General features: G+C 73.2%; 15 protein-coding genes. 5 read left to right on the top strand and 10 right to left on the bottom strand.

Annotation, left to right across the window (positions count from 1 at the left end; translation table 11 throughout):
* Positions 1-8: 8 nt before the first annotated feature.
* The 3 genes from RKD23_RS36100 to RKD23_RS36090 are packed head-to-tail and all read right to left on the bottom strand — an operon-like array spanning position 9 to position 6573.
* On the bottom strand, positions 9-2540 hold the full coding sequence (locus RKD23_RS36100) for a hypothetical protein (RefSeq protein ID WP_424857562.1): 2532 nt from the start codon (positions 2538-2540) through the stop codon (positions 9-11).
* A 34-nt stretch (positions 2541-2574) separates the two neighbouring features.
* Entirely contained in the window at positions 2575-5475 is a 2901-nt protein-coding gene (locus RKD23_RS36095; RefSeq protein WP_424857561.1) for a DUF6603 domain-containing protein, read from the bottom strand.
* Positions 5476-5481: 6 nt separating this feature from the next.
* Entirely contained in the window at positions 5482-6573 is a 1092-nt protein-coding gene (locus tag RKD23_RS36090) for a WD40 repeat domain-containing protein (protein WP_424857560.1), read from the bottom strand.
* Between the two features lie 275 nt (positions 6574-6848).
* On the opposite strand from RKD23_RS36090, the gene RKD23_RS36085 reads away from it, so the two are divergent.
* Positions 6849-8045, top strand: a complete 1197-nt coding sequence (locus RKD23_RS36085) for a DUF2235 domain-containing protein (RefSeq protein ID WP_424857559.1) — start codon at positions 6849-6851, stop codon at positions 8043-8045.
* 69 nt (positions 8046-8114) lie between these two features.
* Here RKD23_RS36085 and RKD23_RS36080 read toward each other — a convergent pair whose 3' ends face one another.
* The 3 genes from RKD23_RS36080 to RKD23_RS36070 are packed head-to-tail and all read right to left on the bottom strand — an operon-like array spanning position 8115 to position 10615.
* Positions 8115-8876: a peptidoglycan-binding protein gene (locus RKD23_RS36080; RefSeq protein WP_424857558.1), complete on the bottom strand. Its 762-nt coding sequence runs from the start codon at positions 8874-8876 to the stop codon at positions 8115-8117.
* A 31-nt stretch (positions 8877-8907) separates the two neighbouring features.
* Complete coding sequence (locus RKD23_RS36075) at positions 8908-9786, bottom strand: peptidoglycan-binding domain-containing protein (protein WP_424857557.1); 879 nt, start codon at positions 9784-9786, stop codon at positions 8908-8910.
* A complete protein-coding gene (locus RKD23_RS36070; protein WP_424857556.1) occupies positions 9746-10615 on the bottom strand; it encodes an AfsR/SARP family transcriptional regulator in 870 nt (289 codons plus the stop codon). Before RKD23_RS36070 ends, RKD23_RS36075 begins: the two co-directional genes overlap by 41 nt.
* Before the next feature lie 163 nt (positions 10616-10778).
* On the opposite strand from RKD23_RS36070, the gene RKD23_RS36065 reads away from it, so the two are divergent.
* Together RKD23_RS36065 and RKD23_RS36060 are read left to right on the top strand one after the other, a co-directional pair.
* Positions 10779-11507: a peptidoglycan-binding protein gene (locus tag RKD23_RS36065; RefSeq protein ID WP_424857555.1), complete on the top strand. Its 729-nt coding sequence runs from the start codon at positions 10779-10781 to the stop codon at positions 11505-11507.
* A 9-nt stretch (positions 11508-11516) separates the two neighbouring features.
* Positions 11517-12209: a peptidoglycan DD-metalloendopeptidase family protein gene (locus tag RKD23_RS36060; RefSeq protein WP_424857554.1), complete on the top strand. Its 693-nt coding sequence runs from the start codon at positions 11517-11519 to the stop codon at positions 12207-12209.
* A gap of 39 nt (positions 12210-12248) precedes the next feature.
* Here the strand turns inward: RKD23_RS36060 and RKD23_RS36055 are convergent, their stop codons facing one another.
* The 3 genes from RKD23_RS36055 to RKD23_RS36045 all read right to left on the bottom strand — a co-directional run bounded on the left by RKD23_RS36055 (position 12249) and on the right by RKD23_RS36045 (position 14909).
* Positions 12249-13109: a thermonuclease family protein gene (locus tag RKD23_RS36055; RefSeq protein ID WP_424857553.1), complete on the bottom strand. Its 861-nt coding sequence runs from the start codon at positions 13107-13109 to the stop codon at positions 12249-12251.
* A gap of 179 nt (positions 13110-13288) precedes the next feature.
* A complete protein-coding gene (locus RKD23_RS36050; protein ID WP_424857552.1) occupies positions 13289-14113 on the bottom strand; it encodes an inositol monophosphatase family protein in 825 nt (274 codons plus the stop codon).
* A 52-nt stretch (positions 14114-14165) separates the two neighbouring features.
* Positions 14166-14909 (bottom strand): PP2C family protein-serine/threonine phosphatase, encoded by a 744-nt coding sequence (locus RKD23_RS36045; protein WP_424857551.1) that lies wholly within the window; start codon positions 14907-14909, stop codon positions 14166-14168.
* Positions 14910-15046: 137 nt separating this feature from the next.
* Between RKD23_RS36045 and RKD23_RS36040 the strand changes: the two genes are divergently transcribed.
* Positions 15047-15523 (top strand): hypothetical protein, encoded by a 477-nt coding sequence (locus tag RKD23_RS36040; protein ID WP_424857550.1) that lies wholly within the window; start codon positions 15047-15049, stop codon positions 15521-15523.
* Positions 15524-15693: 170 nt separating this feature from the next.
* Complete coding sequence (locus RKD23_RS36035) at positions 15694-19554, top strand: NB-ARC domain-containing protein (protein WP_424857549.1); 3861 nt, start codon at positions 15694-15696, stop codon at positions 19552-19554.
* A gap of 33 nt (positions 19555-19587) precedes the next feature.
* On the opposite strand, the gene RKD23_RS36030 is transcribed toward RKD23_RS36035, so the two are convergent.
* Positions 19588-20670, bottom strand: a complete 1083-nt coding sequence (locus tag RKD23_RS36030; RefSeq protein ID WP_424857548.1) for a GNAT family N-acetyltransferase — start codon at positions 20668-20670, stop codon at positions 19588-19590.
* Positions 20671-20705 lie beyond the last annotated feature (35 nt).

Below are 20705 nucleotides of genomic sequence, written 5' to 3'. Positions count from 1 at the left end.
GCCGCTGCTCAGCCGCCCAGCAACGTGGTGGCGCGGAAGGCCAGTTGGAAGGGCTGCTGGAAGGCGATACGGGCCATGTCGGCCGCGTCCCGGCCCCACACCGGCGGGTCGGGCTGGGTCAACGCGGTCGGCGTGCCCGGCGGTTGGCCGACGCGCACGCACCGGGCGGCGTCCAGGGCGACGCCGTCCCAGGTGAGGTCCGCCCAGGTTTTCGTCTCGGGCAGCGTCGCGCCGGAGTCGAAGCCGAACTGGGTGCCGCGCATGGGTTCGCGGAACACGAAGAACCAGTCCTCGGCGCGGGCCCGCTCCGCGTCGAGCCCGGCGAACAGGTAGAGCACGGTGGACTCGTCCAGCGCGAGCGGGGTGGCCTGCACGCCGTCGAACGCGTCCGGCAGCTTGCCCTCCACACCTCGTACGGCGAGCAGGGCGGTGCCGGGGAACCTGCGCAGCAGGTCGCCGCGGACGAGCAGGGCGAGGTTGCCCGCGCCGCCGGTGCGCAGGCTGCTGCCGAGCTGGGCCTCGGTCGGCCAGAGCGCGATCTCCTCGACGTCGGCGCTGTCGCCGGGCCAGAACCGGGCGAAGGGCGTGCCGCGCTGGTCGGTGGGGAACTCCCGCCACAGCAGCTCGCGGTTGAACTCGTGGTTGAGCCCGACGAGCAGGGCGGCGACGAACTCGGGGTTGGTCTCCAGCAGGGTCACCGAGTCGGGTTCCAGCGCGCCGATGCCGGGCAGTGCCCACTCGGGCCAGCGGGCCAGCAGTTCCTCGGCGATCGGCACGGTGAACTTCGGGTGGGCCATGATCGGCCGCAGTGGGCGGGGGTCCTGCGCGGGGCGCTCCGCCCAGAAGCCGGCGGGGATGCGGTCGGTCATCCGCAGCACCTGAAGCCGTGTGGGGTCGACCTCGGCGCGCAGCTCGGCGGGCAGTGCGCCCTCGGGCCCGCCGTCGCCCATCATGCCCATCGCCATCAGCCCTTCGACGAGGACCGGTGTCCCTTCGACGGGAGCGTCGGGGCCTGCGAGCCGCTGGGCGCGGCGGGCCAGGGCGCCGGTGCGGCGGGTCAGCCGGACGAAGGCGGTGTCGGCCGTTCCGGTCGGCACCTCGTCGGCGGCGGCCAGCGTGGCCGCCAGGGTGGTCGAGGTGGCGGACAGGGTGACGCGTTCGCTCACCGGCGCCATGAGGGTGATCAGGTCGGCGGCGCCGAGCGGGTCGAGGTGCTTGCGCTGGGCGCGGTCGGCCGCGGTGGCGGCCAGTTCGCCTGCTGCCAGCATCCGGTTGGCCTGCCGGATCTCGCCGACCTGCTCCCAGGCGCGGGCCATCAGGAACTCCTGCTCCAGCTGCACATAGCGGGCGCCCAGTGCGGCGGCCACACGGCGGCGGACCTCCAGGTTGAGGGTGCTCAGCCAGCTGTCCGGTTCGTCGGGCACTGTCTGCCGGCCGGTGTGGTGGCTGCCGTAGAGGGGCGGGGCGACGGCGAGGACGTCCCGGTCCTCCGGCTCCCCTGCTCCCTCCGCGGGCTGGGCTTCTTCCCCCTCCACGATGTCCTCGCGGCGCCGGGCGGGTGCGTCCAGGCGGTCGTGGAGCAGGGTGCGGAAGCGGTCCTGGGCGGCGGGGTCGGACCAGGTCTCGGGCGCGGCGGTGCTCGGCGGGCGCAGGGCGCCGTCCAGGGCGACGGTGGCCGGGCCGGTGCCCTCCTCGGCGGGCCAGGGGTCGCTGACGTCGATGGTGCGGGTGCCGAGTCCGGCCTCGGCGGCCGGCCGGAAGCGCAGCCGGCGGGCCAGTTCCTCGAAGGTGCCGGCCTGTCCGGTGCGGAAGGTCCACCAGTGGTAGACGGGAAGGTCGACGGTGTCCCGGCCGGGGACCGGCCAGGCGTCGGCGGTGGCCGCGCCCACGGACGCCGCCTTGAGGCCCGCGTCCCGGCCCGCGGCGGTGGCGGGCACCAGGGCGGCGATCCAGCCGCGGTCCGGGGCGAGTTTCCGCGGGCACAGCAGACGGGCGACGACGGCGGCGGAGTGGCTGCGTACGCCCTGTTCGACGGCCCGCTGCGCACCGGCCAGGTCGGTGACGTCGTCGGGCAGGCGGGCCTCGATGTGGGCCCAGGCCCACCGCTCGGCCAAGGGCGGCAGCGCGGCGACCGGGGCGGTGAGCACCGGCAGCGGGCGTGCGTCGCGCGGTGGGGCGGCCTCGTCCTCGGCCAGGACGATCAGCGCGAGCCAGGGCTGCGGGGTGGGCCCGCCCGGGGTGGGGGCCGTGCCCGGGGAGAGCAGCCAGGGCAGGTCGGCGTGTGCCAGCTCCACGCTCGCGAGGATGTTCTCGGCGGCGTCGGGGGTGCCGGGCGGCGGTTCCTCCCGCAGCACCATCGCGCGGTCGAAGCCGAGGACGTCTCCTGGTCCCACCAGCGACAGGGTGGGACCTGTCACCGACTCCTCCACGTCGCGGCCGTCGATGTGCCGGACGAACCGCACGAGGGTCGGCAGCGTCTGACCGGTGACCGAGGCGCCGGCGCCGATCCGTGCCGAGGAGAAGAACCAGCGCGTGCTCATGCGTCGCTCCCGCGGGGCGTACGGTGCGGTCCGCTCATCGGATGTGCTCCCAGCTCTCGACGAGCCGCACCGCGGCCTGCGGCTCCCCGAGCTGTCCGCGGACCGCCTGCCAGGCGTCCGACGTGGCGTTGACCAGGGTGACGTCGTCCATCAGCGGTTGCAGGGTGTCGGCGGCGACCACGCTCAGCGTGGGCGGGCGTACCGTGACGGCCGCCGCGGGCGCGCGCCAGCGCTCCAGCCGTTCGGCGGCGCTGACCGCGAGGACCGACTCGCGGCGGAAGAACCCTTGCCACGCAGAGAACTGGCGGGTGGGCAGCGGTGGTTCGTAGCCGGTCTCGTAGCCGTCGTCGACCCGGTGCCCGGCGCCGAGCCGGTTGCCGTCGGTACGGGCTCGCAGTCCGCCGGCGTGGCTGACGAAGGCGGGGCTGGTGAGCTGCTCCTCCTCGGTGAGCTCGAAGAACTCGCCGGGCACGAACTGCTCGGGCAGGGAAGGCAGTTTGTCCGCGGGCTGCGCGTCGCCGAAGGTGATCTCCTTGACCGTCCAGGTCTGCACGGGAACCGGCCGTCGCTCGAACCGGGAGATCGGCACGCCGAGCGGGACCACCCGCTGGGTGATGCGCAGGGTGGCGTCCGGGTGCACCAGCGCGCCCTTGTTCAGTTTCTCGGTCGCCTCGGGCGAGAACACCAGCGCGGTGCGTTCGGCGGTGGGCCGCTCCGCCGCCCAGGCCTTCGCCTCGGCGAGGGCGGGACGCAGCGCCTCCAGCGGGTCACGGCCGGGCTTGGCCCGGACGGCCGGCGGAGAGCCCCAGCGGACGTCGAAGTCCAGCTCGACGTCCCAGAACAGCACCGAGATGCTGCCGGTGCCGAAGGCGTGCCAGGGGGCGGGCCCCTCCAGCGTGAAGTCGAGGGCGATGCCGGCCAGTCGGCGGCCGAAGGCACGCACCGCGACCCCGGCCCGTACGTGCACGGCGAAGGCGAACACCGGGTCGAAGACGAACAGCGCGTCCAGTCCCAGCCAGCCCTGCACCCCGCAGCCGGCGATGGTGGCGTCCAGCTGGACCTGGCCGCCGAACATCACGGCGTTGGAGGTGACGGCGAAGTAGGCCTCCATGCGCAGTCCGAACCCGTTGCCCGGGGCCAGGTCGACCTGGAGCCTGTTCAGGGCGGGCACCCGGGCGGGGCGCGGGTAGCGGGGGTGGAAGCCGCCCGCGGACAGCACGAACTGCGGCTGTGGGCCGCCGCGCACGAGCAGGTACATCTCGCCGCGTACGGCCAGTCCGACGATCCACGAGCCGGACAGCGACACCAGCAGTTCGACGAGGGGCACGGCCGGTTCGAGCCGGCCGAGGACGCTGGCCTGGAGCCGGACGAGCGGCACCGCCGGGTCGGGCAGCCCGACCAGCAGGCGGCCGACGAGCACGGCACGTGCCGGTGCGGGCAGCTCCAGGATCAGCGCGCCGGACAGCGACACCATCCGGCCGCCCCAGGTGATGCGGACCATCGGCCCGACCAGGACGCGGCCGCGGGCGACCGGGAACGCCCCGCCGAGGGAGCCGATGATCTCCTGGGCGCGCTCGACCGCGCGGTCCGGGAACAGCACATGGTCGGCGTTGCCCTCGCAGACGAGCTGCTGGAGGGCGGTGATCTCCGCGCGCCGGTTGACGCCGACCAGTCCGCCGACCGCGTCGAGCGCGAAGCCGAGCCCCAGTTGGATGCCCGGTGGCGGGAACTGGGCGGCGAGCAGCACCAGGAAGCTGGTGGGGGTGTTCCCGTCCGGCGGCCGGAACAGCGCGACGGCCTGCACGCGCAGCACTCCGAGGTCGACGGAGATCAGGCCCGCGTAGCCCTTGTCGCGGGTGCTCCGGACCAGGCCGCCGCCGGACACGGGGGGCAGGTTCAGCTCGGTGCCGATGCCCTCGGGGAAGAGTTCGCGCAGCCCGCGCGGGTCGAGGCCGGGGCGGACGTCCGGGGACAGCGCCACGGGCAGGGTGATGCCGGCGCCCTCCAGGAACACCTTCAGCGGCAGCCCGGGCAGCTGGGCGGTGGCGGACAGGGTCACGGCCAGGCCGGGCCCGTCGGGGGTCAGCTCCAGCGAGGCGCCCCGCGGCGCGAGCGGTCCGAGCGACCGCGTCGGCAGGGGAAGACGCAGGGCGCCGGGTCCGGCGAAGCGCAGGCCGTCGACCGCGTCGGCCCGAAGGACGACCGGTGCGTTCCCACCCGCCGTCGGGCTCGCCCCGCCAACGCCGACGAGCTTGGCGAGAGGGGCGGGCAGCACGGCGGCGGTGAGCCCTTGCAGCTCGACCTCGACCGCCGCGGGCGTACCGGCGGACGCGGTCACGGTCAGCGTGATGCCGTCCACGCCGATGCCCGGCCCGTCGGTCATCCCGGCGGCGATCCGGCCGGTGCGCCTGAGGCGGACGGTGGCGTTGCCGCCGGGCGGGGCGGGCGGCAGGCCGGGGCCGAAGGCGGCGTTCCAGCCCTCCGGCGGCGCGACGATCGTCGCCTCCGCGCTCCAGGGGCCGGACGCCGTCTGCGGCAGGGTCACGGGCGCGCCGGGCGTGACGACCACGTCGAACACCGGCTCCGGGTCCTGCGGGGTCACCCCCAGCACGGCCCGCCCGGCCGCCGGCCCGGACGAGTCGGTCAGCACCAGGGCGACACCGAGGGGCGCGTCGGGGGCTCGCCGCCAGCCGTGCAGCCGTACCGGCGAACCGGCCGCCAGGTCGCCGATCATCTCCCGTACGAGCTCCACCAGCGAGTTGTCGCCCGCGGGCAGCCGGTCGTGCACGGCGAGCAGGCGTCCGGCGAGGACGGTCCCGGCGGCGGAGGGGTCCTCGCCGAGCTGGGGCAGTGCGCCCACCAGGTCGTCGACGGCCTGCCGGGTCAGAGTGCGCAGTTGTCGGGCGACCTGCTGGAGGAGTTCCCGCGGATCCATGGCGCATCACACCTGGTGGGTCTCACCGTTGTCGATCACCAGCGCGCGGTCGAAACAGCCGACCGCCAGCCAGCGGCCGTTCGGGCTGAACCTCATGGTCAGCACCTCGTCGGTGGTGTTGGCGTAGAGAGGCTTGCCCTCGAGGTTGAACAGGCGCACGACGTTGTCGATGCAGGCGCTGGCGGCCAGTGTGCCGGTCGGGCTGAACGCCACGTGGGTGACGGCGCCGAGACCCGGGTCGGGGACACCGGGGTCCAGTTTCGGGGCTCGGCCCTTCTCGTCTCCGGTGTCGGCGTCCAGCACCCGGGCGAAGCCGTCGGCGCCGCCGACCACGGTCCAGCGGCCCTTCTTCGGGTCGAAGGCGACGCAGTTCGGTCCCCGCTGGGAGAGGTCCAGCTCGTCGTTCGGCTGCGGGACCTGCTCCGGGACCCGCCACACCTCCTTGCCGTCCTCTGCCGTGAACATCCGGGTGGAGTCGTCGGCGGAGCAGCACAGCACCTGCTTCCCGTCGGGGCTGAAGGCGACCGCGAGCACCGCGTTGTCCGGGGTCAGCTCTGAGATCTTCTTGCCGGTGGCCAGGTCGACGACCCGTGCGGAGCCGGCGTTGTGGTGGTCGCCGCCGTGGCGTTCGTCGATGGCGAGGACGACCCGGGTGCCGTCCCGGCTCACGTCGAGGTCGCGGATCAGCGGCCGTTCGACGGGGATCCGCCGGGTGACCGCCCCGTTCGCCGCGTCGAGCACGGCGACGAGGGTGTCGGTCGCCGCGACGATCTGCCCGTCGGCGCCGAACCGCACGGTGTTCACCGAGTTCGCCGGGGCGAGCGGCCCGTGCCACAGGATCGCGCCGGTCGAGGCGTCGCGCAGCTGGACCTCTTCGAAGTCGGCCACGGCGAGCCTGGTGCCGTCGGGGCTGAAGGCGATGCCGGTCACGGACCCACCGGTGGGCATGTCCACGTCGACACCGATGCCGACCGGGCGCACCCGCAGCACGGAGTCGCTGCCGCCGACGGCGATGCGGGTGCTGTCCGGGCTGAAGGCGATCGCCTGGACCGATCCCGTGTGTTCGATGAGGCGCGCCACGGTACCGGGCTCGCTCATGGCCGGTTCCTCCTCGCCGATCGGCGGTGGGACAGGGAACGCGACCCGGAACAGGTCGAGTGATGCGGGGCGCGGGCTGCCACGTACGTCGGGGAGGGCGCGCTCGCCGCAACTCACCAGCTTAGTCGGCATATCGACATTCGCCACATCTTCGTACAGCCGGCGGGCCGTTCCCGCCTGGCGGGTGTCCTGGGCTGGTGCCAGCATGGGAGTGGTGCTATGCGCCTCGGGTGGCAGTGCCCTCGGGTGCTCCCTCGCCGCGAGGAGGGATCGTCATGGCCAAGCGTCTGGTCGTCTGTTGTGACGGCACATGGAACTTCGCCGACCAACCCAGCAAGACGAACGTCGCCAAGGTCGCGCTGTCCGTGCGCTCGGGGACCGTCGGCGGGAAGGAACAACGGGTCTACTACCACAGCGGGGTCGGCACGGCCCGGCGCGAGCGGCTGCGCGGCGGCGCGTTCGGCGTGGGCCTGTCGCGGAACATACTCGACGCCTACCGCTTCCTGGTGGAGACGTACGAGCCCGGCGACGAGCTGTTCTTCTTCGGCTTCAGCCGGGGCGCGTTCACCGCGCGCAGCCTGACGGGGCTCGTGCGCAACAGCGGCATTCTGCGCCGGGACCACATGGACCGGATGTCGGAGGCCTGGTCCCTCTACCGGGACCGCATCGAGCAACCCAGGGGCGCGGCCGCGACGTTGTTCCGCCGCTCCTACGCGCGCGAGACGGACATCCGCTTCATCGGCGTGTGGGACACGGTCGGTTCGCTCGGCATCCCGGTGCCGGGCCAGGCATGGCTCCAGCCGGCCGCGAACCGGTTCAACCACCGCTGGGCGTTCCACAACACGGACCTGAGCAGCTGGGTGCAGGCGGCGTTCCACGCGCTGGCCGTCGACGAGCAGCGCTCCGCTTTCCGGCCCGCACTGTGGCATCAGATGCCGGGTGCCGCCGAACAGGGCCAGGAGCTGAAGCAGGTGTGGTTCGCCGGCGTGCACTGCGATGTCGGCGGCAGCTACAAGGAGGCGGGGCTGTCCGACATCGCGCTGCTGTGGATGGTCGACCAGGCCCGCCGGTACGGGCTCGCCTTCGACGACGAGGTGCTCAGCGAGGCCGGGCCCCGGGTGATGAAGCCCGATGTGAGCACCGACTTCCGGGTGCAGCCGGACGGTTCGGGCGTCCTGCACGTCTCCCGGTCGGGCATGTACCGCCTGGCCAAGCCGCTGCACCGGCCGATCGGGGCCGTGGTGAACGACAAGGGCGAACCCGACGGCAACGAGTTCCTGGCGGTGCCGGCCAAGGAGCGCTACGACCGCGTCCCGGACTACCGGCCGCCGGAACTGGAGCGGTACCTGAGCGCTCAGGAACGCGTCCGCCTGGAGCCTGTGCTCCTGCCGGACCTCGCCGCGGGCCTGCCACCGCTGCCGACCGCGGGCCCCCGGCCCGAGGCGCCGAAGGGTGTCGACCGCGCCCCATGACACTGAGGCGCGGGGGGCCTGACACTGAGGCGCGGGGGCCGACATTCGGCGAAGTGGCCTGGAAGTGGCCTACATGTCGACCTGAAAACCCTTCGCCTGCATGGCCGCTGCCAGCGCGAACAGCGTCTCTCCCTCGCACCGGCCGTCCTGCGGCAGCCCCTGGTCGCCCTGGAAGGCACTCACCGCGGCCTGTGTGCGCGGCCCGTCGAGACCGTCGACGGCGCCGGGGTCGTAGCCGAGCGTGGCCAGTGCCTCCTGCACCCCGCGGAGGGTGCCCAGATGGAACACCCGAGGGCCCGCGTCCGCGCCCGGCGCCGGCGGTGAGCCGTCCTGGAAGAAGGTCACGGGGGTGACGGCGTCCGTGCCGGTGATGCCCAGCAGGAACTGATGCAGATCGACCCCCTTGTACTGGCCGTTCGGTGCGCCGCCGATGATCTCGACCAGGGCCCAGTGCAGGTGGGTGCCGGTACCGCCGCTGCTGCAGACGGTGCCGAGCAGGTCGCCCCTGCTGACGGAGGCGCCGACGGTGAGTCCGGCGGGCACACCGGCGATGTGGGTGTAGTAGCCGCCCATCATGTCGTTGGGAGACCGCATGAAGAGCTGGGCGCCGTACACCTTGGGGGTGTCCTCGGCCGGTACGTGCGGGTTGTGCTTCGTGATGTGCGCGTCGAAGGCCGCGTGGACGGGGGTTCCCTCGGGCGTGCCGAAGTCCATGCCGTACTGCTCGTACCAGTGCGGTGGCTGGTGGCCGCCGGTGTTGGGGCCGCCGAGGTCGGAGGCGCCGGTTCCGGGCGGGTACGGGCTGGAGAAGTCGATGGTGAACGCGGACATGGCGCTGTGCTCCTTGTCGCCGCGGGTCCGGTCAGGCGCCGAACACGAGGAAGCCGAGGCCGGAGAGCTGGGAGGCGAGGGCCGAGACGGTGTCGGGGTCGTCGAACGCCCCGTTCTCGGCGAGGAAGTTGGCGGACTGGAACTCCTTGACCTTGCCCTGGGTGCGCGGGCCGTCCGCGCCGTCCTGCGCCAAGGGCTTGAAGCCGAGGGCCAGGAGTGCTCCCTGGACACCGAAGACGTCCGAGAGGTCCATCGCGATCTGCTCCATGGGCAGCCCCTGGGACTCGACCTCGTGGGCCAGCAGGAAGTGGGCCCGGTCGAGCTTGTTGCGGATGCGGATGGTGCCCACGTCCGGGGTGAAGTGGCATTCGTCGGCGGCGCCTGTCCACTCCCGTGCGGCCACATGGCCCTGGAACTTGGGGAAGCGGAACTTGGGGCCCATCGCCCAGCACATGCTCAACGTGGCCAGCTGGGCGCTCGCGGGCCAGGAGGCGAAGTCCACGAACGCCTCGCGTGAGGTGAGGACGCTCTCCATCTCGTCGAGCTTGACGAAGACATGGCGGTCGATGTCCTCGTCGTTCACGTGCAGGCGGGTCAGGGGTGGTGCGAACCCGAGGTGGCCCGAGGGGGCCAGCTCCATGCGGGACTTGACCGTGTCCCATTCGGCGGCGATGTCGTCGGACGTCGCCTCCGTCTCCGCGTCGTTGACGAGCCAGCGCAGTCTGCCCGCGGCGGCGAGAGAGGCCGCGCGCTCCTGGTCGGTCGGTGCGGAGTTGTCCCGGGCCGTCTCGTCGATCTTGTTGCCGATGCCGGTGCTCACGTACCCCTTGACGTCCAGGTACATGAAGTTGACACGTCCTTCGAGCGGGTCATTGAAGGTGATCCAGTAGTCGCGAACGCTCTGGTGCATGGTTTTGCCTTCCTGTCCCCCGGTTCTCGGGCGAGTGCCGGAGCCTGGTGTGCTCGGGGAGCATCCGGGCGAACCGGGGTGAGGGTTCGACGCCGAGTTCCTCGTCCAGCAGCCGGCGGAACGCCTCGTAGTGACGCAGGGCCTCGCCGAGGTTGCCCTCCGCGAGGTGTGCCGACACCACGGCCCGGTGCGCGCTCTCGCGCAGCGGCTCCGCCCGTACGCTCGCCCAGGCCGCCTCCATCGCCAGGGCGGGTCTGTCCTGCCGTATCAGGGCCTCGGCCAGCGCGTCGAGGGCGTGCAGCCGCAGTTGCCGCAGGCGTTCGCGCTCCAGCAGCACCCAGTCCTCGTCCCAGCCCGGCAGCAGGTCCTCTCCGGTGAGCAGGTCCGGCGGAGGCAGGGCGTGGAGGGCCGGGCCCGCGCCCTGGACGACGTCGAGTGCCGTCCGGGTGAGGGCGTGGACGTCGACGTGCAGGGCGGGGGTGACCAGCAGCGCGTCCCCGCAGCAGCGGACCAGGGGCGGCTCACTGCGCGGCAGCTTCCACAGCGTGGTGCGCAGGCTGCCGCGGGCGTGTCCCTCGGTGACCTCGGGCCACAGGGTGCCGGCGAGGACGGTGCGCGACACCCGCTGCCGCAGGCCCATGAAGGCGAGGAGCCGCTGGCTGTTGCGGCACAGCTCGATCGTCTCGGTGCCCAGTTCCAGCCGGAACTGGCCGAGGAGTCGCAATCGGGGAGGAGCAGGGACCACCTTGACCGCCTCACGCACAGCGTGCCGCGTGGGCGCGCCCGTACCGGCCGTGGGGATGCCGCGTGCTCCGACGGGGCGTGCCATCACCAGTCTCGGACCGGTGTGCATCGCGTGCAACTTCGTCAAGCGCGGGGGCGCCCCCGCGGTGACGTCACGGTGACGCCGCGCTGACGCCGCTTCCGTAGGTTCGTACGTGACGCCGTCCGTCTCGGCCGGCGCCGTGGATCCGCCCTACGAAGGTGTCGTCATGGTCGCTCTGGTCGCTCTGGCCCGTGTTCGGTTCGGTGAGCGCAACGACGATGTGCGCATCGTGCAGCAGGCCCTGATCAAGCGGGGCCGCAAGATACCCGACGGGCCCACCGGCCTGTTCGGCGAGCAGACCAAGGCCGCCTACCGCGCCGAACAGCTCGCCCAGGGGTTCGAGGGAGCCGACGCCGACGGCGTGCCCGGCTGCACCTCCCTGACCGCCCTCGGCCGTACGACCAAACTCTTCGACGTCGACTGCGGGCGGGTGTCGGCGGGGCACGACGGAGGGCTGCCCCTGTCCCAGGTCACCTACCGCGACCCCGACGACGACTTCGGGGAGGCGGCGATGCGGCGCTACGCGCGCAAGGCCTCCGAACTGACCGGGATGGACCCGAAGTTCGGGGTACCGGCACTGACCACGATCGCCAAGCGCGAGTCCGCCTCCAACAACCCGCGGTTCCGGGTGAACACGACGGACGGCAACGCGCGCGGCCGTATCGCGCCCGACGGCCATCCGCAGAACTGCTCCCGGGGCGCCACGCAGTGCATCCCGACCACGTTCGCCCACTACCACCAGGCGGGCACCGCCACCACGCCGTACGACGTCGTCGCCTGCATGTGCGCGACGGTCAACTACGTACGCGACCGCTATCACGTGAACAAGTCCGGCTCGAACTTCGCCGCCCGCGTCCAGCAGGCCGATCCGAGCCGCGCTCCCCATTGGTACTAGGAGTTCCTCATGGTCGCTCTGGCCAATGTCCGGTTCGGCAAGCGCAACGAGGATGTGCGCACGGTGCAGAAGGCCCTGATCAAGCGGGGCCGCAAGATTCCCGACGGGCCCACCGGCCTGTTCGGTGAGCAGACCAAGGCCGCCTACCGGGCCGAGCAGATCGCGCAGGGGTTCAAGGGAGCCGACGCCGACGGCGTGCCGGGCTGCAGCTCCCTGACCACCCTCGGCCGTCTCGCCGGGTTCAAGGTCGACTGCGGGCGGGTGGCGACGCGCCCGGCGGCGCCCCGGCGGCCGGCCAAGGGGCATGTGGCGTCGCCCGTGCCGGGACACAAGGTCACCTTCGAGTTCTTCAGCCGCGGCAACTACGCCTGGAAGCCCGACGGGGTCGGCCGGCACACCGGGCAGGACTTCGCCGCCCGCAGCGGCGCGCCGGTGGTCGCCGTACGCAGCGGCAAGATCGCCTGGTCGGACAACAAGGGCGGTGCGTACGGTCAGTGGATCGGGCTCGCGGCGGACAACGGGCACATCTACACGTACTGCCATCTCTCCGAGCGGCAGGTGGCGCCGGGTCAGCGGGTCTCCGCCGGGCAGCAGCTCGGCAAGGTCGGCAGCACGGGCAACTCCACCGGTCCGCATCTGCACTTCGAGATGTCGAAAGGGTCCACCTGGTCCTACGGCAACGTGGCGAAGCCTCGTTGGTGAACCGGTGGACCCTTTCGACCGGGGCCCTTGTGCCTTGTGTCAGCTGTCCTGGAAGAGCAGGTCCTCCGGAGGGTGCGTCATCCGCACGGTCTGGCCGTTGCTGGTCTCCACGACCCGATGCAGGCCCAGGCAGCGTTCGCCGGTGGAGAGGATCGAGAAACGGTCCCCGACACCGGCGAGGAAGGCCGGGAAGCAGGGCAGCGCCATGCCGAGCTGGAGGTAGTCCACCAGCCGGCGGAACAGCTTCGGCAGCAGTACGGCGTCGTCCGTCAGCGAGGACAGGCCGGTGATCTTCGCCCCGGCCGTGGTGACATCGCTCGGCCACAGGCCGCGTCCCGCCTCTCGGGCCTCCGCGACCGCGGTGGCCATCTCGACGCGCAGGCTGGTGAACAGGCTGCGGTAGAAGGTGGGATACACCAGCCCCGCCGACACCAGGTGGTGATTGAGTGTCGTCCTGAGGACCGCCGGGTCGACGTCGATCTCCAGTCCGCTCTGCCCCGGAGGTGTGCCGCGCCCCGCCAGGGCGATGCAGCGGCCGTGGACGTCGGCACCGCGGGTGAGGACGAACCCGGGCACCGACTCCGGGGTGCTCGCGGTCACGGTCTCGCCCGTGTCGTGCTGGACGTCCGTGAACCCCAGCCAGTTCAGCAGCTCGTCGCGTGCCGCGTGGGCGAAGTGCAGTGGCTGGTGCACGCGGTTGGGGCCGTAGTGCGTCTCGAGTGCGTCGATCGCGTCCAGGCGCAGCTTCGCGCGGCCCGTCGCACTGTGCTCGACGGCACGTCCGAGGCCGCCGCCGACGAGGTCCCACTCGGCCGGGTCGTCGGCCGTGAACGGCACGGTGTCGCCGTCCGGCTGGGCGCCCTTGACGTCGTAGACGCCCTTGATCAGAAGCATGGGCATGGCAACTCCTCATCCGTGGAACGGTGCTCGATGCCCGGTGGATGTCCGCGGATTCGACGGGCCGCGGTCCCTGACCTGTTCATGTGCCCCCACCTTCGATGGTGCACCTGAACAGGCCGCGCTGCACCTTCGGCCCGGCCGAACGGCGGTCTCACAGCGGCCGGTCGGGGCGGTCGGGATCACGGAGCCGCAGCGCGCGTGTCCGCCTTTCCGTCGCGGATCAGGGACAGCAGCAGCTCGTGGGTGCCGGTGTCGGCAGCGGCCACCAGGCCGCGGCCGCCCTCGTCGAGCGGGGTGCCGTCGAGGCCGCTCACCACGCAGCCCGCCGCCCGGCACAGGGCGATGCCCGCGGCGAAGTGGACGCTGGAGGACAGGGTGTCGTCGCCGTCGGTGACGTAGGCGGCACGCTTTCCGGCGGCGACCCAGGCGAGGGCGAGCGTCGTGGAGACGACCCGGGGGCGGAAGCGTTCGACGAAGACCGGGTGGGCCAGCAGGTCCACGGCCCGGAAGGCGGGGGCGCCGGGGAACGGCGGGTCGAGGTTGACGTCGACGAGCCGGGTGGCGGAGGTGGGCGTCAGCGGGACGTCCGTGTCACCGGCGCGGAGCCATGCGTGGGTGCCGTCGGTGCCGAAGACCTCGCCGGTGAACGGGTCGGCCACGGCGGCCGCCCCGTCCCGCAGGGCCACGTTGACGGCGACCAGCATGCTGCCGACGGCGTAGTTGAGCGTGCCGCACAACGGGTCGACCAGCCACTGGCGCGCCGCGCCTGCCGCGCCCTGCCGGCCGCCCTCCTCACCGAGGACCGCGTCGTCGGGCCGGGCGGCACGGATGACGTCGAGAATGGCCCGTTCCGCCTCGACGTCGGCGGCGGTGGCGAAGTCGCCGGCCCCCTTGTCGATACGGTCGAGCCGCCGGCCGTACATGCCCCGCACGACGTCCGCGCCGGCCCGGACAGCGGCTATGGCGACCTCGGCGTCGCCGGTTCTCGCAGTGGAATCGATCATGGGCGGAGGATAGCGAGGCCTCCGGTCGTCGAGGCGGGCTCCTCCGTGCCGGTCAGGCGTCGTGGACCCGGACCAGGGCGAGGGTGATGTTGTCCGGGCCGCCTGCCTCGATCGCGGCCCGCCACAGGGCGAAGGCGGCGACGCCGTCCTCGGGTTCCTCCAGGATGTCGGCGAGTTCGTCGTCGGGGACGGGGTCGGTCAGACCGTCGCTGCAGATCAGATAGCGGCCGCCGGAGGCGAGGGCGCGGCGGTCGAGGTGCGGGGTGACGGACGTGAAGCCGAGCGTGCCGCCGAGGGTCTGGGTGACCACGGAGGTGGTGCGCCGGCCGGGGGCCGGGGGCGGACTGTCGTCGACGCTGATCTGGCGCAGGCCGTCCTCGTCCTGGCGGTAGACCTTGCTGTCGCCGACGTTGAACACGATCAGACTGTCCTCGAGGAGCAGGAGGCCGGCGACGGTGGTGCCCATGGTGGCCAGCTCCGGATGGCTCTCGGACGCCTCGAACAGCTCACGGTTGCAGCCGTCCAGGGCTCGGCCGAGGCGGTCCTCGTCGGTGAGGCCGGGGCCGAGCGCGGCCAGCCGGTTGACGACGAGGCCGCTGGCGACCTCGCCGCCCGGGTGTCCGCCGAGCCCGTCGGCGACCGCCGCGAGCAGCGGGCGGCCCCGCGGGAAGGCGAGCGTCTGGGGACTCTCGGTCACGGTGCCGCACAGGGTCCACGGCCCGACGACGAGGCTGTCCTCGTTGTGGTCGCGGATCAGCCCCGTGTGACTCAGAGCGGTCACTGCTGTGTACGGCACCTGGCTCCCTGCCTCTCCCTCACCATTCTCCTCCCGGGTGGCGCTCGGGTGAAACCGCTGGACGGCGCGAGGTGCAGCCGATATCTCCTTGGTGTGACGCGAACGGTCGCGTACGGCGGGGCGATGGGGGTGGCGGGATGTTGCCGGAGGCGTTGACGGCCCTGGCCGCGGCGGGCGGCACCGCGGTGGTGCAGGCCGCGGGGACGAACGCGTGGGAGGGGTTCCGGCAGGCGGTGGCCCGCTGGTTCGGCCGCGGCGACGACGACCGCGAACGCGTGGAGCTGGAGCGGCTGGACCGCAGCGCCGCGGAACTGACGGCCGTCTCGGAGGGCGGGGCGGATCGACTGAGGCTCCGTCAGGAGGCCGTGTGGCAGACGCGGTTCGAGCAGCTGCTGGAGGCGTTGCCCGAGGCCGAGCGGGAACAGGCCGCGGCCGCGCTGCGTGCGCTGCTGGCGGAGCGGACCCCCACGAGTGCGGTGTCGGCCGGTGACGGCGGCCTCGCGGTCGGCGGCGACGTGCGCATCCATGCCGATCACGGCTCGGTGGCGGGCGGCGTCATCCAGGGAGACATCCACCTCGGCAACCCTTCCCGGCCGGGCCCGGACCTGAGCTGACCGGCCCCGGCGTACCCGCCCACGGCTCGCCTCCACCCCTACCCCGTTCGGTCTCCGCGAGCGACCACAGCGTCGCGATCGGCTACCTCGCCTACCACGCCCCGTCCGAGGCCCCCGGCAGGGGCCGCCGCCGGGCCGACTTCTCCTCGGCGGAGATCGACTCCGACGACGTGCCACGGGTGGAGAACTTCTGCGGCCGCAAGCGCGAGACGGACGCGCTCGCCGCGCTGCTGCGGCGGCGCCGACGACAGGGCGTACGGGTCGTCGTCCTGGACGGCCTGGCCGGTTCGGGCAAGACGACGCTGATGCGCCAAGTCGCCCACCAGCACAAGAAGTCGTTCGACGGTTTCATCGCCATCGACCTCAACGGCTCGACGGACAGGCCGACTTCACCTGCCGAACTGCTGGGGAAGCTGGCCGTTCGGCTGCACGTCTCCCCCGCCGGGCTGGACGGCGAGACCCTGTACCGCCGCTACCGGCAGGCGATGGCGGGCCGGCGCCTGCTGATCCTGCTCGACGACGCCGCCGACGCCCGGCAGATCCGCCAGGTGGTCGAGTTCGGGGGCGACAGCGTCGTCCTGGTCACCAGCCGGGTCGAACTGCCGGACCTGCCCGCGTCGGCCCGGATCAGCGTGGGTTCGTTCGGCCGACGTGAGGCGCTCGACCTGCTCGCCGGCACGGCGGTCGGACCCGGCCGGGTCGCCGCGGAACCGGACGCCGCCGCCAGGATCGTCCGGCGCTGCGGGTATCTGCCACTGGCGATCCAGCTCGTGGGCGGCCGCCTCGCCGGTGAGTCACGCAGTCTGGTGAGCCTGGAGGAGCTGGACGCCGACCTCGCCGCCACGGGCCTGACCGACATCGCCGCGCGGGACGCGGACACGGCGGACGGCTCGGCGCGCACCATACGCGAGATCTTCGACGGCAGCTACCGTCGGCTCGACCCCGAACTGCGCCGTATGTTCCGCGTGTTGGGCGGCGATGTACGGGAGACCGACGTCGAGACGGCGGCCGCGCTGGCCGACGTCCCGGAGCGGGAGGCCGCCGAGCTGCTGCGGAACCTGCACGCACACCGGCTGGTCGAGCCGGTGCCTCTCCCCCCGGTGCGGTACCGGCTCCACGATCTGCTGCGGGAGTTCTCCCAGGAACTCGCGGCGGAGGATCCGGCGGAGGCGGCCGAGGTCGCGCACCGGCTTGCGGCGCTCCGACTGCGGCAGGTCGAGGAAGTCGCCGCCGGACAGCGGTACGACACGGCCCTCGCGACCGCCGGCGCCGCCGCCGCGCAGGTGCCGCGCGCGCTGAGCCACGAGGACCACGCGACGTGCTGGCGGCTCGTCGCCGCGCTGGCTCGCGTCTACGAAGTCATCGGATTCCCCGCCGTCTGGCCGAACCTGCTGGAGCACGGTACGGCCGCGGTGGACGCGGTCGGCGACGAACAGGGCCGCGTGGCCCTGCTGTTGGCGGAGGCGGCCCATCGCGCGCACCGCGGGCAGTGGGCGGAACTGCTCGACCTCTTGGCGGACACGGCGGACATGGCGTCGAACGCCCCCGCTGCGACGCTGCGCAGCCGGGCGTACGCCGCCGTGGGCGAGCCCGGCCCGGCCGTGGCGGAGGCGCGGCGCGCGCTGTCGTACGCCCCGGACGACGGCGCCGTACGCGTGCGGGCGCTGGTGGCCCTGGGTGAGGCGCTGCGCGCGGACGGGAGGCCGGCACAGGCCGCGGCCCGGTCGGCGGAGGCCGTCGACAGTGCCGGGGCGATGCCCGTCGAGCGGAGCCGGGCGCTGCACGCGCACGCCGTGACGCTGGCGGAGCTGGGGCGCGTCCAGGAGGCCGTCGCGGCCCTGTCCGAGGCGGCCGGGATCGACACGGAGACCGGCGACGAAGGGCATCTGTTGGTGGTGCTCGTCGCCACGGCCGAACTGTTTCTGCGGCGGGCCGACGACCCCAGGGCGGCACTGGTCACGTTGCGTCAGGCCTTCGGGCTGCGCTTCGGTGCCGCGTTCGTGCGTCAGCCGACCGGCGGACAGACCGCCGACGCGCTGCTGACGATGGCGGAGTGCTTCCTGGAACTGGGCCAGCTCCCGGAGGCCGACTACGCGTGGCAGCAGGCCGACCGGCTCGACGTCGACGGACTCGGGACCAGGCGGCTCGTCGTCCGTGGCGCCCTGGCGATCGCCGAGGGACGCCTCACCGAGGCCGCGCAGGCGCTCGAACTGGCCCTCGCGCGGGAGGGGGACGCGCTCAGCGCCGAGGAGGAGCGCCTCCGTGCCCGCGCGGCCGTGCTGCTCGGGGACGTCGACGGCGCGCTGGGCGATCACGCGGCGGCCGTGGACCACTACGAGTACGCCGAGTCGCTCACCGGTGAGGAGAGCGGCCGGCTCGCCCGGGCGCGGGCCGCGGTGGCGGGGTCGCTGTGGGCGCGGGCCGGGTTCCGGCGGCGCCTGCCGCAGAAGCGGTCCCGCTGGTGGTGGCGGGTGCCGGGCGCCCTGGCCTGCTTCCTCGCGCTCAATCTGCTGGCGCACGACGGCTCCGACATCCACGTCACGCCGGCGACCAACAGTGCCGCCCTGACCGCCTGCGCGCTGGGTGCCCTGGTCGCCGTCCGGCTGCGGCCGAACGGCGCGGGGACCCTGCTGGGCTATCTGTCGCCGGTGCCCACCGCCCTCGGCGTCATCCTGCTCACCTCCGCGCAGGTGCGCGACCGTGGCACGACCGGGATGCTGGTGGGCTACGCCGTGCTCGCCGTGGTGGTGGCGGTGACGGCGCTGTGGCCGCGCCGGATCTCCTTCGCCGGGCTCGTGGCGCTGGCCGTCGTCGCGGGCGGCGCGAGCGTGGGCGCGCCGGAGCTGTGGACCGGGCCCGTCGCCGCGTCCGTGTGGCGGGGTGTGGGCGTGGCGACGATCGTGCTGGGCCTGATGTGGCTGCCGGTCGTCGCGCTGCGCCATCCGGCCGCCCACCGCTGGACCACCGTCCCGGCGCTGGTGACGGCGCCGCTCGCCGGTGGCGGGCTCGCGCTGCTGCTGGGCTCCGGTCTGGGCCGTCAGACCTACATGCTGTGGCCGGGCGCCACGGGCAGCGACTGGCGGCTGGCGCTGCTCGGCCTGTCGCTCGCCGCGGCCTGCGGGTGCGCGGGGCTGGTGGGCCCGCCCCGGCTGTCCTCCGGCATCCTGGCCGGCCTGGCGTGGTTCTGGGGCATTCAGGCCTGCCTCCTCGGCATGGCGCACTCGGAGGAGGACGCACCCAACTTCTATGCGCATCCCGGCCGTTACTGGGACTGGCTGACCAGTTCGTCGGCCTGGGTGTGGATTCTGCCGCTGCTGTCCCTGCTCGTGGTCGGCCTGCTGGGCATGGTGTCGGCCGACATCGACGAGTACGTACCCCGGCTCGCCGGTCTCCGTCCGGCGCTGCCCATGCCGGACGGGCTCGCGGAACGCCTGCGTACCGCACGGCGGTTGAGCGCCAGGCTGTACGGGGCGCGCGGCCTCACCGCCCTCGCGCTCCTCGCCGCCCTGTCGATCCCGGCCACGCGATCCGATCCGCACGCGCCGCAGGACGCGACCTACGGTGTGCTGTTCTGGATCGTGCTGTTCCTGTGCGCTGCCGCGGCGGTCCATCCCGACGTCGGTGTGCGCGACGGTCTTCGATGGCTCGGCGTCGCCGCGCTGCCCGTCACCGCCGGGGTCCTGGTGTACGTCAACGCACGCCAGGTCGTGGCGCACGGCTGGTCGCGGGGAGCGGTCGCGGGGCTGCTGACGGCCGCGGCGGCCTTGTTCGGGACCGGCATCGTCGCGCCGTACACCGCGCTCCGCGTGGGACGCGTGCGGCTCGACCGCGACGAAGGCGTCGGGCTCTGCATGTGGGCGGCGTCGCTCTCGGTGATCGTCGCGGCCCTGGTGGGCGCCTCGGGCGCGGGCGACGTCCTTCGGATGGTGCTGGGCGCAGGCGCGGGGGTGGGCGCCGTGGCGCTGTACCGCTACGTCACGGAGCGCCGCGCCTCCGAGGACTCCCAGGGCCCGCCGGCGCCACCGGCTTGACAGGGCTCTGCCGGTGAGCCGGCCGGGCCTCGCTCAGGGCGCGTCGTCCCAGGCCAGGGAGGCCATCCGCCAGCCTGCCGGAGTGCGCAGGAACTGGGTGGTCTTGCTGCCGGAGCCCTCGAACCAAGTGCCGTTGTGGTAGCCGGACTTGCGGTACTCGCTGAAGCGGTGGGCGACCGAGCCGAAGATCTCGGTGCGGGCGGTGACCTCCCATTCGGAGAACTCGGTCAGCGTGCCGTCGGTGAGCATCTTCTGCCGGGGCTCGATGAAGGAGTCGAGGTCGTAGATCACCGGCTCGGGGCCGACGTTCGCGATGATCCTGCCCTGCGGGACGAACACGTCGCGGATGACGCCGAGGTCCGGCTGCCTGCCGTCGGTGTTGGTGAAGGCGCCGACGAACACGCCCATCAGGCGGTCGAGTTCGGCCCGGACGTCGGCGGTGGAGGCTTCCCGTTCGGCGGAGGCGGAGGGTTCCCGTCCCTCGGCGGTGGACCGGATGCCTTCGGTGGACCGGATGCCTTCGGTGGGCTTGGTGCCCTCGGTGGACCGGGTGCCCTCCGTGGACCCGTCCCCGGCCGGCCGCCACTCCTCCGCCAGCACCGACCACACCTCGCTGTCGTGCCGCTCACCCCGGTGCGGGTAGCGCCGCCTCAGGACGCCGTCGCGGGTCATGCCCAGCCGGCGTGCGACGGCGATGCTGCGGGCGTTGCCCGAGGCGACCCACCATTCGGCCCGGCTCATCCCGCGCTCGCGGAACGCCCAGTCGATCAGCACGCGGCAGGCCCGTGTCACCAGGCCGCGCCCCTCCCCCGCGGGCTCCGCCCAGCAGCCGACCTCGCACACCCCGGAGGCGCTGTCGAAGCGGGTGAACATCACGCCGCCGACGAGGGTGCCGTCGAGCCAGATGCCGTAGATGCGGCCACTGTCCTCGGCCAGCCGGTCGGCGTAGCGCTGGAGGGTGGCCGTGGCGGACGCCAGGTCGGTGCTGAAGGTCGCCCAGGGTATCCACGGGTCGACGCCGTCCCGGGCGCGGTCCATGTGGGCGAGGAACTCCGGCGCCTGCCAGGGCTCCAGGGGCCGGAGATCCGCACGGTCGTCCAGCGGCAGAGTGAACACGGGAGCCTCGCTCTCTCGGGTACGTAACAAGCGTT

The organism is Streptomyces sp. SAI-170 (assembly GCF_049739565.1).
Classification (GTDB): Bacteria; Actinomycetota; Actinomycetes; order Streptomycetales; family Streptomycetaceae; genus Streptomyces.
This window is presented reverse-complemented; position numbering and strand designations above follow the sequence as displayed.